Annotated in this window: 15 protein-coding genes; 6 read left to right on the top strand and 9 right to left on the bottom strand. The window is 66.3% G+C overall.

Translation table 11 applies throughout. From position 1 onward, the window contains the following. Positions 1-71: 71 nt before the first annotated feature. From QTL98_RS15940 to QTL98_RS15955, 4 genes are all read right to left on the bottom strand, one after another. Positions 72-1,958, bottom strand: coding sequence for a glycoside hydrolase family 15 protein (locus QTL98_RS15940; protein WP_445679454.1), 1,887 nt, complete (start codon positions 1,956-1,958; stop codon positions 72-74). After that, the gene (gene zwf / locus QTL98_RS15945) at positions 1,955-3,451 is read right to left on the bottom strand and encodes a glucose-6-phosphate dehydrogenase (RefSeq protein WP_445682170.1); all 1,497 of its coding nucleotides are present in this window, start codon (positions 3,449-3,451) and stop codon (positions 1,955-1,957) included. The genes QTL98_RS15940 and zwf overlap by 4 nt, the downstream gene beginning before the upstream one ends. 180 nt (positions 3,452-3,631) lie before the next feature. Continuing rightward, on the bottom strand, positions 3,632-4,795 hold the full coding sequence (locus QTL98_RS15950; RefSeq protein WP_445679455.1) for a pyridoxal phosphate-dependent aminotransferase: 1,164 nt from the start codon (positions 4,793-4,795) through the stop codon (positions 3,632-3,634). A 24-nt stretch (positions 4,796-4,819) separates the two neighbouring features. Further along, on the bottom strand, positions 4,820-6,070 hold the full coding sequence (locus QTL98_RS15955) for a gamma-glutamyltransferase (RefSeq protein ID WP_445679456.1): 1,251 nt from the start codon (positions 6,068-6,070) through the stop codon (positions 4,820-4,822). Between QTL98_RS15955 and QTL98_RS15960 the strand changes: the two genes are divergently transcribed. The 3 genes from QTL98_RS15960 to QTL98_RS15970 all read left to right on the top strand — a co-directional run bounded on the left by QTL98_RS15960 (position 6,036) and on the right by QTL98_RS15970 (position 8,883). Beyond that, positions 6,036-7,388, top strand: coding sequence for a M48 family metalloprotease (locus QTL98_RS15960; protein ID WP_445679457.1), 1,353 nt, complete (start codon positions 6,036-6,038; stop codon positions 7,386-7,388). The genes QTL98_RS15955 and QTL98_RS15960 overlap by 35 nt on opposite strands. A 62-nt stretch (positions 7,389-7,450) precedes the next feature. Then, on the top strand, positions 7,451-8,221 hold the full coding sequence (locus QTL98_RS15965; protein ID WP_445679458.1) for a DsbA family protein: 771 nt from the start codon (positions 7,451-7,453) through the stop codon (positions 8,219-8,221). Positions 8,222-8,226: 5 nt separating this feature from the next. Continuing rightward, entirely contained in the window at positions 8,227-8,883 is a 657-nt protein-coding gene (locus QTL98_RS15970; protein WP_445679459.1) for an HAD family hydrolase, read from the top strand. Between the two features lie 64 nt (positions 8,884-8,947). Here the strand turns inward: QTL98_RS15970 and QTL98_RS15975 are convergent, their stop codons facing one another. The 5 genes from QTL98_RS15975 to QTL98_RS15995 form a co-directional block, all read right to left on the bottom strand. Continuing rightward, positions 8,948-9,478, bottom strand: a complete 531-nt coding sequence (locus QTL98_RS15975; RefSeq protein ID WP_445679460.1) for a periplasmic heavy metal sensor — start codon at positions 9,476-9,478, stop codon at positions 8,948-8,950. Further along, the gene (locus QTL98_RS15980) at positions 9,475-9,993 is read right to left on the bottom strand and encodes a hypothetical protein (protein ID WP_445679461.1); all 519 of its coding nucleotides are present in this window, start codon (positions 9,991-9,993) and stop codon (positions 9,475-9,477) included. The genes QTL98_RS15975 and QTL98_RS15980 overlap by 4 nt, the downstream gene beginning before the upstream one ends. Further along, the gene (locus QTL98_RS15985; RefSeq protein WP_445679462.1) at positions 9,986-10,561 is read right to left on the bottom strand and encodes a sigma-70 family RNA polymerase sigma factor; all 576 of its coding nucleotides are present in this window, start codon (positions 10,559-10,561) and stop codon (positions 9,986-9,988) included. Before QTL98_RS15985 ends, QTL98_RS15980 begins: the two co-directional genes overlap by 8 nt. Positions 10,562-10,611: 50 nt before the next feature. Then, the gene (locus QTL98_RS15990; protein ID WP_445679463.1) at positions 10,612-11,217 is read right to left on the bottom strand and encodes an EF-hand domain-containing protein; all 606 of its coding nucleotides are present in this window, start codon (positions 11,215-11,217) and stop codon (positions 10,612-10,614) included. Between the two features lie 139 nt (positions 11,218-11,356). After that, positions 11,357-12,163: a creatininase family protein gene (locus tag QTL98_RS15995; RefSeq protein WP_445679464.1), complete on the bottom strand. Its 807-nt coding sequence runs from the start codon at positions 12,161-12,163 to the stop codon at positions 11,357-11,359. 108 nt (positions 12,164-12,271) lie between these two features. On the opposite strand from QTL98_RS15995, the gene QTL98_RS16000 reads away from it, so the two are divergent. From QTL98_RS16000 to QTL98_RS16010, 3 genes are all read left to right on the top strand, one after another. Next, on the top strand, positions 12,272-13,333 hold the full coding sequence (locus QTL98_RS16000) for a molybdopterin-dependent oxidoreductase (RefSeq protein ID WP_445679465.1): 1,062 nt from the start codon (positions 12,272-12,274) through the stop codon (positions 13,331-13,333). Positions 13,334-13,392: 59 nt separating this feature from the next. Further along, positions 13,393-14,157 carry a phosphodiesterase gene (locus QTL98_RS16005; RefSeq protein ID WP_445679466.1) on the top strand — a complete coding sequence of 255 codons (765 nt, stop codon included), beginning with the start codon at positions 13,393-13,395 and terminating at the stop codon, positions 14,155-14,157. 78 nt (positions 14,158-14,235) lie between these two features. Beyond that, complete coding sequence (locus QTL98_RS16010; RefSeq protein WP_445679467.1) at positions 14,236-15,750, top strand: aldehyde dehydrogenase; 1,515 nt, start codon at positions 14,236-14,238, stop codon at positions 15,748-15,750. Positions 15,751-15,882 lie beyond the last annotated feature (132 nt).

Below are 15,882 nucleotides of genomic sequence, written 5' to 3' on the forward strand. Positions count from 1 at the left end.
CCGCCCGGTATCCGTTAGGGGCGGCGTGGTGTCAGAGGATCACTCGACACCATGCCAGCTGGCCATTGCCGTCAAGTGACAGCGACCTCGCGGATCTGCGACACCTCGCCCTCCACCGTCTCCCGCACCGGCTTTTTCTCATGCAGGCTGAGCGCCGAGCGCACGAGCGACAGGTGGGAGAAGGCCTGCGGAAAGTTGCCAAGCTGCTGGCGCCCGGCCGTGTCATATTCCTCGCTGAGCAGCCCCAGGTCGTTAGAAAGGGCAAGCAGCCTGTCGATCAGGGCATTGGCCTTTTCCATGCGCCCCTGACGCAACCACGCATCCGCCAGCCAGAAGCTGCAGGCCAGGAAAACGCCCTCGCCCGGCTTGAGGCCGTCATTCGCCCCTTCCGTGCGATAGCGCAGCACGAAACCATCCACAAGCAGCCGGCGCTCGATGGCGGCTATGGTGCCTGCCACACGCGGATCCTCGATGGGCAGGAAACCCACATCCGCGATCAGCAGCAAACTGGCATCGAGCGCCTTGTCGCCATAACTCTGGGTAAAGCTGCCAAGCTCCGGGTCAAAGCCGTGCTGGCACACCTCGGCGTGAATCTCGCGGCGGATGGCGCGCCAGCGTGCGAGCGGTGCCTTGAGTCCGAATTTCTCCGCATCGCGGATGGAACGGTCAAAGGCAACCCAGGCCATGACCTTGGAGTGGGTGAAGTGGCGCGGCGGCCCCCGCATCTCCCACATGCCGGCATCCGGCTGCGGCCACAGCTCCTCCAGATGATCCATCAGCGCCAGTTGCAGGTCCCAGGCGGCAGGGGTCGGGGCAAGGCCGCTCTCGCGCGCCAGATGCATGGCATCCATCAACTCGCCCCAGATATCGAGCTGGTGCTGGCCGGAAGCAGCATTGCCGATACGCACCGGATGCGAGCCGCGATAACCGGCAAGCCAGGGCAGCTCCCACTCACTGAGGCGGCGCTCCCCGCCCGGCCCGTACATGATCTGCAGATCGGCCGGGTTGCCGGCGGCGGAGCGATGCAGCCAGGCCCGCCAGGCCCTGGCCTCGTCATAATAGCCCGCCCCCATCAGCGCGATCAGCGCCAGCGTGGCATCGCGTATCCAGCAATAACGATAGTCCCAGTTGCGCTCGCCGCCGATGAACTCGGGCAGGGAGGCTGTGGGCGCCGCCACCATGCCGCCGGTTTCCTCCAGCGTCAGCGCCTTGAGCGTCAGCAGGGAGCGCACCACCGCAGCGCGCCGGTGGCCGCGATAACTGCAGCGCCCGGCCCAGTCCTGCCAGTAGGCCTCGTTTTCCGCCAGAAGCCTGTCGGCATCCACCGGCGGCGGCGGCGGGCGATGCGACGGGCCCCAGCTCAGGGTAAAGGCAACCCGCTCCCCGTCAGCAACGTGGAAGCTGGCGCGCGTCGCCATATCCTTGCCCTTCACCGGCACCCCGGCTCGAAGCACGGCGAGGTTAGGCCCCGCCACGGCACACACACCCTGCCAACGGCCCTTCTCCTCCTCCGGCAGGCGGGTGACCCAGGGCACGGAGAGCCCGTAATCGAACCGCAGGCGAAGGCACATCTCGACCGAAGGCGAACCGCCGCGCCCTTCCACGATCCGGATCAGTGTCGGCGCTTCCGGGCCACGCGCCATGAAATCGATGACGGCAAAGCTGCCCTCTTCGGTCTCGAACAGCGTCTCCAGCACCATGGTATCGCCACGGTAGCGCCGGCTGGCGCGGCGGTGCGGCCCGTCTTCGCCGCCCGCCGGCCCGATGAACCAGGCGCCATTGCTCTCATCGCCCAGCAGCGCGGCAAAACAGGCATCGCTGTCAAAACGCGGCCAGCACAGCCAGTCGATCGCGCCATTACGCCCGACAAGCGCCGCACTGCGGCAATCGCCGATCAGGCCGTAATCGGCAATGGCAAGCGGCTTGCGCAGGTCATTCTCCCGCCCTGCGCCGCTCACGCTGCCAGCTCCAGCCAGTTCCTGCCGGTCTGCCGGATCAGCCGGTCCGCTCCCGCCGGTCCGGCGCTGCCCGCCGGATAGATTTCCGGCTCGCCGTCGCTCCAGGCCTGTAGCAGCGGTTCCACCGCCGCCCAGCCGGCCTCGATACCGCCAGCGCTCTGGAACAAGGCGGCGTCGCCGACAAGCGCGTCGTAGATCAGCGTCTCGTATCCGACATTGGCCGGCTCATGGAAAAAGTCGTCATAGTCAAAACCGGTCGCCACCGTCCCCGGGCGCATGCCCGGCCCAGGCCGTTTGACGGCAAAGTCCGTACGAACGCCCCGTACGGGGTCGAGCAGCAGCCGAAGCCTGTCGGGCTGGAGCGCCTGACCGGCCGCGCCGCGAAAGAGCTTTGCCTCCGGTAGCTTGAAACACACGGTTATCTCGGTGTGGCGGGCGGCAAGGCGCTTGCCGGTGCGCAGGAAAAACGGCACGCCCGCCCAGCGCGGATTATCGATCTCCAGCTCCAGCGCCGCGAAGGTCTCCGTACGGCTGGTTGCCGCCACGCCCTTTTCCTGCCGGTAGGCCGGCTTGCCCATGCCGGCGCCATATTGTCCGCGCACGGCCTTTTCAGGCTGCACCGGACGCAGCGCCTTCAGCAGGTTTTCTTTTTCCTTACGCACCGAGGCCGCGTCAAAGGTCGCCGGCGGCTCCATCGCCGTCATGCAAAAGAGCTGGAAGAGATGATTGGGCACCATGTCGCGCAGCGCGCCGGTGCCCTCGTAAAAGCGCCCGCGCGCTTCCACCCCCACCGTTTCGGCAGCGGTAATCTGCACATGGTCGATGTGGCGGCGGCTCCAGACGGATTCATAAAGGCGGTTGGCAAAACGCAGCGCCAGGATGCTCTGCACCGTGTCCTTGCCAAGGAAATGATCGATGCGGAAAAACTGCCCGTCCCGCCCTGCTGCGAGCAGTTGCCGGTTCAGCGCCCGGGAGGAGGCGAGGTCATGGCCGAAAGGTTTTTCGATCACCACCCGGCGAAAGGCCCCTTCCTGCTCCTGCAGCAGCCCGGCGGCAGCCAGTCTTTCAACAATGCCGGCAAAAAACCGCTCGCCGGTCGCCAGATAGAACAGGACACTACCCTTCAACCGGCGCTCCAGCCCCTCATAGAGGGCCGGGCTTTCAAAATCGCCCTGAAGATAGTCGAGCCGCTGCTCGACCCAGCGCCAGGCACGCGCATCGATACGCTCCGCATGGAACTCCGCCGCCGGATCGCGCGTGAAGGACTGCATGGCCGCGCCCAGATCGCGGCGCCAGCGCTCGGTCGAGCTCATGGAATGGTCGACGCCGATCACCGCAAATCCGGGATCGAGCAGACCGCTGCCGGCAAGATTATAGAGCGAGGGCACCAGCAGCCGGCGCGTCAGGTCGCCGCCGGCGCCAAAAATCACCAGGGTGGCAGCCGGCGCCGGGGCCGTGCCGCTTGCCGAGCGGCCATCGACGGTGATGGGCATGGCGTCGGCGCTCCCGGCCACATCGCCCTCGCAGGCTGGATCGAGCAGGGCGTCGGACATGGCTTGATGCTCCCTACCTTCGCATACTCCGGTAGAGAGAGAACGGACGGGGGCGGCCCGCCGTTCCATGCCAGATTGCCGCAATTTGCACTTCGGGCCGGCCCTGGCCGGCTTCCGGGTCTAAAGCCGGTGCTTCCTTACCCACTCATGGATGCGGCGGGCCGCCTCGGTGATGTCGGCCGTTGGCCCGGCAAAGGAGAAGCGCACCTTGTGCCGGCCGTTCTTCGGGTCGAAATCGAGCCCCGGGGTTGCGGCGATACCGGTATCGGCCAGCAGGCGCCGGCAGAAGGAGCCGCTGTCGTCATCGAGCCCGGCCAGATCGGCATAAAGGTAGAAGGCACCGTCGCAGGGCGCGATCTCGCGAAAACCGCAATGCACCAGCGCATCGCGCAGGATGCCGCGGTTGACGGCATAACGCTTCACATGCCCGTCCAGCTCGCCCGTCGCGTCGAAGGCGGCCACGGCGGCGATCTGCGAGAGCGTGGGCGGGGAGATGAAGAAGTTCTGCGCCAGCCGCTCCACCGGCTCCAGCAAATCATCCGGCACGACCATCCAGCCAAGCCGCCAGCCGGTCATCGAGAAGTATTTGGAGAAGCTGTTGATGACGACGGCATCGGGCGTGAAGGCCCTGGCCGTCACCTCGCTCACGTCGCCATAGGTGACGCCATGATAAATCTCGTCGGAGATCAGGCGCACATCATGGCGGCGGCACCAGCCGGCAAGCCCGACCATCGCCTCGGGCGAGAGCATGGTGCCGGCAGGGTTGGAGGGGCTGGCGACAATCAGGCCATGGATCGGCCCGTCCAGCTTGTCCAGAAGCTCCGGCGTCGGCTGATAGCGCTCGTCCGCGCCGGCCGGCACCTCCACCACCTCAACGCCCAGCGCGGTCAGGATATTGCGATAGGCCGGGTAACAGGGTAGCGCCATCGCCACCCGGTCGCCGGCATCGAAGGCAGCCAGGAAGGACAGCAGGAAACCACCCGATGATCCGGTAGTGACCACGATGTTGGCAGCCGGCACTTCCAGCCCGTAATGGCGCTGATAGTGACCGGCAATCGCCTGCCTGAGCTCGGGAATGCCAAGCGCCGTGGTGTAGCCGATGCGGTCGCCATGCAGCGCCTTTTCCGCCGCCGCGATCACTGTCGACGGCGCGCCGCTGCCGGGCTGGCCGACTTCAAGATGCAGGATCGCTTCGCCCGCAGCCTCACGTGCCTGCGCGGCGGACATCACCTGCATGACGATAAAGGGGTCGACATCTCCCCTGAGGGCACGCTTCAGAGCCATGATCTGCCGTCCTGCCTGCCGCCGTCAGCGTACAAACTGCTGGGCAAGCCCGTTGCCGGCCGGATCGGCGACCGCGGTGCAGCTGTCGATACCGGCAGGGCACAGCATCAGGTCGGTGAGCGACGGCGCCTTGGGCACCGAAGCCAGCAGGGCCGCCGGATCGCTGACGGTGCTCGCACGCAGGCTCTGGTCGAGCGCGGAGAGCGTGGCAGGCCCGCCCGTCGATGCCATGCCGGCAAGGAACCCTTCCCGGGAATTACGCACCGCCACGAGGCCGGCGACATCGCTGTCGGCAAAAGGCGCCGCGGCAAGAATACCCTGATCGGCAAGGCCGCGCCGGGCGCCGAACAGCTGCCCCATCGACAGGCGGCAGGCAACGGCACTGCCGCCGCCGTCACGCACCACGAACCCGGCCGAAGCCTCGCTGTCGCGCGCCGAAGCATCCATGCCATAGCTGCGCATCGCGTCGTCACTATAGGCAAGGCGCGCCGGCGTGAAAGCCGGGGCCGTACTGCTGATGCCGGCTTCCGTTTCGCCGGAAAGCGCCGCCAGCTTGGTGAGCGGACCGTTGAGATAGAAGAAACCGCCGCCACGCGCCCGGATCTGGCCCAGGAGGGTTGCCAGCTCAAGCTGCTGGACCACCGCCCCCTCATCCTTGGCCGTCTTGCCCTTCCAGCCGGAAAGCGGGAAGCCATTGGGGCCGAGGATGGAAAGATCCTGCGCTTCGGCGCGGGTCAGCCGGTGGCCGAAACGGGCAAGCCGCTCGGCCGGGGAGACGGTCGCCTCCCAGCGCAGCTGGCCACTTTCCTGCAAGAGGGTAAGGCCGCGCAGCAAGGCCGGCCGGCCGACACGGCCGGAGGCCGAGGCTTCGGCGGGGAAGGAAATCTGGCGCGCCGTACCGGCCTTGCCATCATAGATGAGGCAGGCGCCGCCGCCGGCAAGGCCAACACGCGAGGGCATGGTGACCGCCATGGTCAGCGCCATCGCCGTTGCCGCATCCGCCGCGTTGCCGCCATTGCGGATCACGTCGGTGCCAACCTGCGCCGCATAGGGGTCATCCGCCACCGCAACACCGCCAAGCTTGACGGTATTGGCGTAATCCTCCTGCCCTGCAATCGAGGTACAGCCGGAAAGGGCGCCGGCAGTGACAAGTCCGAGCCCCACAATCGCCACAAGACGTTGCCAGCTTGCGGCGGTTTGCCTGTAGACTGCGGAGCCTTGGGTCGGGAAAGAGGATACCGTGCGCGTCATTGCCTTGATCTTGTCGTTCGTCATGATGGCCGCGCCGGTGTTGCCGGCATTGGCACAGGGCCGTTCCAAAGGGCCATCAGTCATCCGGGATGCCGAAATCGAGCACACCCTGAGGACCTATGCCGAGCCCTTGCTGGATGCGGCAGGGCTTTCTTCGCAGGCGGTTCGCATCATCATCATTGATGACCGGGTTATCAATGCTTTCGTGTCTGGTGGGCAGAACCTTTTCTTCTATACCGGTCTCCTGAGAGCAACCGACACCGCCGGCCAGCTCTACGGCGTCATGGCACATGAAATTGGGCATATTGCGGGCGGACATCTGATTGCTGGCCAGGCGGCCATGGCCAACGCCTCGCGCCTTGCCATGATCACCGGCATCCTTGGCCTTGCCGCCGGTGTGGCAAGTGGTCACGCCGATGCCGGCATCGCCGCCACGCTGGGCGGCATGAGTTCGGCGCAAAGCAGCCTGATGGCCTTCACCCGCGAGCAGGAAGCCTCGGCCGATACCGCCGCGCTCAAATTCCTCGACGCCAACGGCCTTTCCGCCCAGGGCATGGCCGACTTCCTGGACAAGCTCCTGAAGATGGAAGGCACCTCCAGCGCTGACGATGCCTTCTGGCGCTCGCACCCGCTGACCTCCCAGCGCGTCAACCAAGTGCGCAGCCATGTATCCGACAGCCCCTATGCCAAGGTGCCGGATCCGCCCGAATGGGCCGAAAGCCATGCCCGCATGGTGGCCAAGCTCGACGGTTTCATCGATCCGGACCGGGCGCTCGTCAAATATACGGCGGCCGACAAGAGCTTTGCCGGCCGCTATGGCCGTGCCATCGCGCTCTACCGCACCGGCAAGATCGAGGATGCGCTGACCCTGCTGGACAGCCTCATCAAGCTGGAGCCGGACAATCCTTTCCTCTACGAGCTGCGCGGCCAGATCCTGTTCGAGAACGGGCGCGGCAAGGAAGCGCTCGCCCCTTACGCCAAAAGCGTGAGCCTGATGCCGGATTCGGACCTGTTGCAGCAGGGCTATGCCCATGCGCTGGTGGAAGATGGCGACCCGGCCAACCTGACCAGGGCGGTGGATGCGCTCAACCGGGCCGTCGCCATCGATGGCACCGAGCCCTTCACCTGGCACCTGATGGCGATTGCCGAAGGCCGCCTTGGCCATGATGGCCTCGCCGTGGTGGCGCTTGCCGAAGAATCCCTGCTCAATGGCAACCTCAAGGACGCCGAAGGGCAGGCCAAACGCGGCCTCGACCTGCTGCCGGCCGGCTCGCAGGGCGCGCTTCGCGCCGAGGACGTGCTGGCCGATGTCAGCCGCCAGAAGGCGCTCAAGAAGAATTGACCGCGACAAGCCCCGCAAATTCGTTACAGGGTCTTGTCCGCACCGCTCCGGGAGATCGATCGATGTTTACCCCCCGCCGCCGCCCGCTGCTCTCCGCAGCCCTGGCCATGGCGCTTGTTGCCGGCCCGCTGATGGCGCCCGTCGCCCGCGCCGATGATGCCGCCCCGCTCAGCCCCGCCCAGCAGGACGCCGTGCGTGCCCTGGTGCGCGAAACGCTGGTCAAGAACCCGGAAATCATCATGGAGGCGCTGCAGGAGCTGAAGAAGCAGCAGGTCGCCCAACAGGAAGCCAGCCAGAAGGGCATGATGGCCTCCAAGCAGCAGGCGCTCTATGGCGACGAGCGCGACCTTTCCGTGGGTAACCTCAAGGGCGACGTCACGCTGGTCGAGTTCATGGATTACCAGTGCGGCTACTGCAAGGCCGTCTACCAGGACCTGCAGGATGTGGTGAAGGCCGACGGCAATACCCGCCTCGTCTACAAGGAATATCCCATCCTCGGCCCCGGCTCGGTGCTGGCGGCGCAAGCGGCCCTCGCCTCAAAAAAGCAGGGCAAGTACGAGGAATTTCATGATGTGCTGATGCGCTATCGCGGCCGGATGGACGAGGAGACGGTGATGCGCCTCGCCAAATCCATCGACCTCGACACCGACCGGCTCAAGACCGACATGAAGAGCGCGGAAGTGACCGGCCAGTTGCAGGCCACCATGGATCTCGGCCGGGCGCTCGGCGTGGACGGCACCCCCGGCTTCGTCATCGGCGACAAGCTGGTGCCGGGCGCCATCAGCTCGGAAGAGCTGAAGGACCTCATCGACAAGAAGCGTGCGGAAGGCTGAGACAAGTGGACAAGGTTTTGACTGAAGGCACCGGCGGCATCCTGCACGGCGAAGGCACCCCGGACATCGTCGTCTTCGATATCGGCGGCGTGCTGCTGGACTGGGACCCGCGTTACCTCTATCGCCAGCTCATCCATGACGAGGACGAGCGCGAGCAGTTTCTCTCCACGGTCTGCACCATGGCCTGGAACGAGGAGCAGGATCGCGGCCGCAGCTTCGACCAGGCGGTGACCGACCTTGTGCTGGTGCACCCGGACAAGGCGGACCTTATCCACGCCTACAACACCCGTTGGCCGGAGATGATCAGCGGCCCCATCCTGCGCACGGTGGAACTGCTGGAGCAGCTGGACGAGGCGGGCGTGCCCATCTACGCGCTCACCAACTTCAACGACATCAAGTTCCAGCTTGCCCGCTCGCTCTTCCCCTTCCTCAACCGCTTCAAGGGCGTGGTGGTTTCGGCGGAAGAAAAGCTGATCAAGCCGGACCCGGCGATCTGGAAGGTGCTGTTCGAGCGCTACGAACTCGACCCGGCGCGCTGCCTCTATACCGACGACCGGCTGGATAACTGCCAGGTCGCGGCCAGCCTTGGCATGCATGCCGTGCATTTCACCGGCCCGGCGGCGCTGGAAAAGGCGCTGAAACAGTTCGGCCTGATGAAATAAAAACCGGGGCCCGCATGCGGGCCCCGGCCTCTTGCCTGTCGATGAGCGCAAAACAAGGGCGGCCTCAGCCGCCCTCGGGCCTTTCCGGCGGCGGACCGCGATCATCCATCGGGCCGCCCGGCATGTCCGGCGGTCCGGGGGGGCCATGTTCGGCGCGCCGTGCCATCAATTCGCGGCCTTCCGGCCCCACCTTGCCCGCCGTCTCCAGAATGCCGTCCTGGAACGAGGCACGGATTTTGGTATCGGATGCCGAGAGTTCATCCAGCGCCGCCTTGAGCGCCGCCGGATCGAAGGGATCGGCCCGCAGCGCCGCCGATACCTTTTGCCGTGCCGCCTTCATGTCCTGAAACAGCGGCCGGGCCTCATCGAAATTCTGTTTCCAGATATCCTTGACCTGATCGAAGATCTCGGGCGTCACCGCCCGCTCCGACAGGCCCAGCATTGCCATGGGCATCGGCATTCCCGGTCCGCCCATCGGGCCGGGCCCACGCCGGAAGTTGCCGTTCATCGCCCACGCGGTGAGAAACCCCACCAGAAACACATTGACCAGCACCGAAGTGCCGAGGGCGACTGCCGCCCATCTGCCCCGTGTCATTGACCCCATCCTTCCTGGCCGGTTGCCACCAGCCCGTAGCCGCTGCTGCCATAGGCAATGCTGGCGACGTCAACCGGCCGGTAGAGATCATCCTGATCATTATAAGCCGTACCGCCCGTTGCCCCGGTTGAAGGGGGTGGCACCAGGGTGCCGGCGACAAGGCCGATGACGGCGGCGGTGCAAAGCCCCGCAGCCGGTCTCAAGATGGCAGGACGCATCGCCTGGCGTAGCCAGACGGCAAGTCGCACCGCCATAAAGGGTTTGCGGGCTTCCGCCGCCCGCTGCTGCGGCCGGCTGTTCGTGAGCACGGCATTGAGGCGCTGCAGGTAACCCTGTGGCAAAGGCTCGTTCGCCACGGCCGCCAGCAGGCTGTCAAGCCCACGCTCATTTTCCAGCACGCCGGCAGGCGCGCTGCTTTCCAGCAGGGCAAGGGCATCGTCGCGTTCGGCGGCGGGCCAGCGCGCAGCATCGCTGCCATAGGCGGCAATGATTTCCAAAAGGCGCTTGTTATCCATCGTCGCGCTCCAGCAATTCCGCCCGCCTGTCTTCCAGCGTGGTGCGCAGCGTGCGCCGCGCCCGTGCCAGCAGGGATTCAAGGGCCTCGATGCTGACGTCCAGCACCGAGGCGGCTTCTGCCCCGCTCAACCCCTGAAAGTGGGTGAGCTGGACTGCCGTGCGTTGCCGCTCCGGCAAGGTTTGTAGTGCCTCGTTCACCACCGCCCGCCGCTGGACGGCGGCAAAGGCAGCCTCCGGCCCTGGGGACGGGTCCGGCATCGCCTCTGCCGCCTCCAGCCCCTCTTCCCGGCGGCGGCGCAGCCGGTCGAGGGCAAGGCGATAGATCACCTTGTGCAGCCAGGTGGAGATGCGGGCGAGCGGGCGCCAGTCCGGCGCCTGCTTCCACAACCGCACCATCGCCTCCTGGGCAATGTCCTCCGCCTCCTCGCTGTCGCGCAGCAACCGGAAGGCGAAGCGGTAGGCGGCAGGCCCCTGTTGTTCCACGACCACACGGCAAGCCTCCGGCTCCCCGCGCGCGACACCAAGCATCAGCGCGGCTTCGACGGCCAGCTCATCGGATCGTGTCAAAGGGGTTACCGCCTCCGGCTCATAGGCATTTCCACGTGTTGCTATACTCTTCACGGAGCCGAACCGGCATCATCACCCTCCGGTGCAGCATCCGGCGTTGCCGGGTCCATGACCGGCCCGGGAGCCGCCATCATGCCTGCAGGGCCATGATGCATCATCCCCGGACCGCCAAAACCACCCATGCCGAAACCGCCCGCATGGTGCATCGGCTCGCGATTGGCCGCCGCCAGCTCATCGCCGCTCAGCTGCCCGTCGCCATTGGTGTCGAACCGTGCGAGCAACATCGTCGCCTCGCGCGATCCGGCAATCTGGAAGTCGGCCGCATCCACAACACCGTCATGGTTGCGGTCCATCCGCTTCAGCATGAACTCGGCGCGGCGCTGCTGCTGCCAGGCAACCAGCTCGTCCGCACTCACCTTGCCGTCGCCATTGGCATCCATGGCCTTCAACTGGTCCGCCTGCGCTGCCTTGATCTCCTCGGCGGAAATGATGCCGTCGGCGTTGGTATCGAAACGCTGCAGCAACATCATGGCGCGGTTGGGCGCCTCACCCCCGACCGGCGGTTTGGCGGCTTCGGCCACGGCGCTGGCCAGCACTGCGATGGTACCCACGCTGCCGGCGAGGCCGGCGACCATCAGGAAAGAACGAAGTTTCATCTTGAGTAACCCTATGCGGGGGGCGGACCCGAGCGATGCGAGACCACCCGCTGTTACCCCTGCACAGGATCAAACGCCGCACCTGCGGCAATTCCGTCGCCGCTGGCGATAATATATTGGCAAGGCAATGGGTCGCCGGTCAGCCGGCGGGCGGCAGTGGCCAGGGCGCACGGGAAAGTTCGCCGATGAGCCCGGCAAGGCCGGCAGCGGCATGGTCGAGGATCGCCCGGCCAATATCGGCGCTGGCCAGCCGGGCATCGCCCGTCACCCCCTCCGGATTCAGATCTTCCGCTGCCCAGGCAAACCCCGCCGGCCCCTGCGGCGAGAAATGCTGCCAGCCCTCGGCCTTCAGCGCCGCGGTGCGCGAGGGGAAATCGCGTACCTCCCCCTGCCGCACCAACTCCGGCGCCAGATGCAGCAGCAGCGACGTTTCCACCGCCCCGCCATGGATGCCGAGCTTCATCTCCTGCGGCGGCAACACCCCTTCCGGCAGGCCGAAGCCAAACCAGTTGAGCGGAACGGCGCACATGCCCTCTTCCATGCGCAAGCGCCGGCAGACGATTTCGCTGACCTCCGGCTGGCCGCCATGACCGTTGAGGATCAGCAGCTTTTTAAAGCCCTGCCGGGCCAGCGGACGCACGATACCGCCCCAGAGATTTGCCAGTAAATCGGGCTCGGCGCTGAGCGTGCCGGCGAAATTCGCGTGCTCCGCGCTCCAGCCCACGGCCTGTGCCGGCAACACCACGGCCGGCACGTCGGCAGCAAGCCGGGTGAGCGCTGCCTCCACCACCGCCTCGGCAATGCGGGTATCGGTATCGAGCGGCAGATGCGGCCCGTGCTGCTCGGTCGCCCCTACCGGCAACACCAGCACGGTGCGCTCGCGGTCGAGAGCACCCGTTTCCGGCCCCGTCATCTGGCCCCAGCGCCGGATCTGGCTGATCGTCATTATGGTCTTCTCCGCCCCTGCCGGCTGCTTGACGTTCGCCCTCTGGCGAGGCGCACCAATAGTGGTTATGACCTCGAAGCCCCATTACGCAAGAGAGAGCGTCAGAGCATGCCCGCCCCCCTTCGCGACCATCGTGCCCCTGCCGGCGCCGAGCTGCCGCCTGCACAGGCCGCAGCGGCCCCCGGCAAATGGCCGGTTGTGGGCGAAAAGGAACCCGGCCCCGGCCCTGCCGACTGGACGCTGACGCTCGCCGGCCTTGCGGGCGGAGAGAAATGCTGGAGCCTTGCCGAGCTTCAGGCGCGCCCGCAGTCGACGCTGCTGACCGATATCCACTGCGTCACCCGCTGGTCGATGGTGGACCAGCGCTTTACCGGCATTTTCCTCGCCGATCTCATCGCCGAAGGCGGCGGGGTGGCCGAGGGCACGCGCTTTGCTGACTTCATCGCCCGTTCCCCGCGCCGGCACAGCACCTCGCTGCCGCTCGACGTGGCGCTGGCGGCAGACGCCCTCATCGCCTTTGCCCGCAATGGCGAGCCGCTGGAGCCCATCCATGGCGGGCCGGTACGCATGATTGTCCCGGGGCGCTATTTCTACAAAAGCGTCAAATGGATCGAGCGCATCGACTTTCTGGCCGAGGACCGGCTGGGATACTGGGAGGCGGAGGCTGGTTATCACAACGGCGCCGACCCGGCGCTGGAGGAACGTTACATCGCCGCCAATCTCGACCGCCGCACGGTGATGGCGCTGGTGGCGGCGCGCGACTTCTCCGGCCGCGACCTGCTGAGCCTTGTCGCCGAGGGAATGGAGCTGGCAAACCTCAAGGCTGAGGGCGCGCTGCTGCGCAATGCCGATTTCCGCCGCGCCATTCTCACGGGGGCCGATTTCACCCGCGCCAACCTGTCCAACGCCCGCCTTGCCGGGGCTGACCTTTCCGGCGCGGTTTTTACCGATGGCGATGTTGAAGGCGCTGACTTTTCCGCCGCCAACCTCGACGGGGCGGATTTTTCCGGTGCCAGCCTGTTCGGCGCCACCTTCTTTGCCGAGGCCGGCCCCGCCCGCGTCACCCGCGCCACACGCTTTACAGCCCTGCAACTGGAGGCACTGACGCCCTGCGAGCGCGAGGCTATCATCAAGGCCGGAGCCACAATCATATCCGCCACCAGCCGCTGACGGCCCGCCGGAAAGCTCCGCCTGCGTGAGCCCAGCCCCTCGGTATTGATCAGGCCATCATGCTGCTCTGTCAGATCTCCGATTTCCATTCCCGCGTTCCCGGCGAAAAGCTGCGTGACGGCACCGACCCCGTCGCCCGGCTGGAAGAGCTGGTTGCCTTCCTGCCCCGCCTGCCGGCGCGGCCCGATGCCATCCTCATCACCGGTGACCTTGCCGACGATGCCCGGCCCGAGCAGTACGAACCCGTACGCGCTGCCCTGGAGCGCATCGATATCCCCGTCTATGCCATCCCCGGCAACCATGACGACCGGGCGAGCCTGCGCCACCTCTTCCCGGAAGCCCCGTGGATGCCGGGTGCCGGCTATATCCAGTTCGGCGTCGATATCGGCGATGTACGGGTCATCGGGCTCGACAGCCTCGACGACGGCAAGGTTGACGGTGTGCTGTGCGGGGAGCGTCTGGCCTGGCTCAAGGACGAACTGGCCGACTGCGCCGGCCGCCCGGTGCTGATTGCCCTGCATCACCCGCCCATCGCCCTTGGCGGCAACAGCCTTGCCGTGCCGCTCGCCACCGGCGCCGACGCCCTTGCCGGGCTGGTCGCCGCCCATGACGGGCCCACGCTCGTGGTGGCCGGCCATGTGCACCGGCAGATCCACAGCCTGTTTGCCGGTGTGCCCTGCGTCACCGCGCCGGCCAGCAGCTCGCAATTCTCCCTGCCGCTCGATGGCAGCAACCCCGGGCCGCTTGCCGAGGCCAGTGCCCTGCTGCTGCATCTCTGGCAACCGGCGCTCGGTTTCACCACCCACCGCGTGCAAATCACCTGAGGCTGGCGCAGTATCGGCCCGGAGCGCAAAAAGCGCCCGACAAGAACAGTCCGGACAAGAACACCCGAGGAGGCGTTGATGACTTACAGCCGCGATTTCTGGCTCGACCGGGCCGAAACCTTGTCCCCCCGGACCGGCATGTTCATCAACGGCCGCCTCGCTCACGCCGCCGATGGCGATGTGTTCGAGGATTTAAGCCCGGTCGACGGGCGCGTGCTCGGGGCTGTCGCCTCCGGCAAGAGCGAGGATATCGACCGCGCGGTCAAGGCTGCGCGCAAGGCCTTTGACGGCGGCCACTGGTCGCGCCGGCATCCGCGCGAGCGCAAGAAGGTGATGCTCGCCTGGGCGGCTCTTATCGAGAAGCACGCCGAGGAACTGGCCCTGCTCGAGACGCTCGACATGGGCAAGCCCATCAGCGATGCGCTCGCCGTCGATGTGCCGGCCACTGTCGGCTGCATCCGCTGGTACGCCGAAGCCATCGACAAGGTTTACGGCGAGGTGGCGCCGACCGATCCGGAAAAATCGCTCGCGCTCATCCTGCGCGAGCCGATGGGCGTCATCGGCGTTGTGGTGCCGTGGAACTTCCCGATGATCATGTCGGCCTGGAAACTTGGCCCCGCCCTTGCCACCGGTAACAGCGTGGTGCTCAAGCCGGCCGAACAATCACCGCTGACCGCCATCCGTCTTGCCGAGCTTGCGGTCGAGGCCGGCATTCCGGAAGGCGTCTTCAACGTCGTGACCGGTTATGGCGAGACGGCGGGCCGCGCGCTTGGCCTGCACCCTGACGTGGACGCCATCGGCTTCACCGGCTCGACGGAGGTGGGAAAGCTCTTCCTCCAGTATAGCGGCCAGTCGAACATGAAGCGCGTCTATCTGGAGTGCGGCGGCAAGTCCCCCAACATCGTGCTGGCGGACTGCCCGGATGTGAAGGCCGCCGCGCGGGCTTCTGCCGGCAGCATGTTCTTCAATGGCGGCGAGATGTGCACCGCCCCCTCGCGCCTGCTGGTCCAGAAAGGCATCGAGGACGAGCTGATGGAGGAGGTGGCGAAGGTCGCGGCCGCGACCCGCCCCGGCCATCCGCTCGACCCCTCCACCAGCCTCGGCGCTCTCGTCTCCCCCGAGCATGCCGAACGGGTGATGAGCTATATCGAGATCGGCCGGCAGGACGGGGCGAAACTGATCGCCGGCGGCAAGCGCGTCGTGCCGGAAGGTATCGGCGCCAATGAGAGCCCCTGTTATGTCGAGCCCACCGTCTTTGCCGGCGCCACCAACTCCATGCGCATCGCGCAGGAGGAGATTTTTGGCCCGGTGCTGACGGCCATCCCCTTCAATGATGTCGATGACGCCATCCGGATCGCCAACGATACCCAGTACGGGCTTGCCGGTGCGGTGTGGACCCGCGACATCGACAAGGCGATCCGCGTCTCCCGCGCCGTGCGGTCGGGCATGGTGTACGTCAATAGTTACGATGCCGACGACATCACTGTACCCTTCGGGGGCTACAAGCAATCCGGCTTCGGACGCGACAAGTCCTTGCATGCGCTGGAAAAATACACCGACCTCAAGACGGTGTGGATTGCACTCGGCAGCTGACCGGCATCATGTCACCCTGACCGGGAGCACAGCTTGCGGCAGTTTGCCGCCTGACTGACACTTGCAGGGTTCGTTCTCGAGGGGCGCTGGCAGCCGTCAAGGCCGTCATTTCCCTTTACCTCACGCATGTCG

This window comes from Radicibacter daui (assembly GCA_030657355.1).
Lineage (GTDB): Bacteria > Pseudomonadota > Alphaproteobacteria > Radicibacterales > Radicibacteraceae > Radicibacter > Radicibacter daui.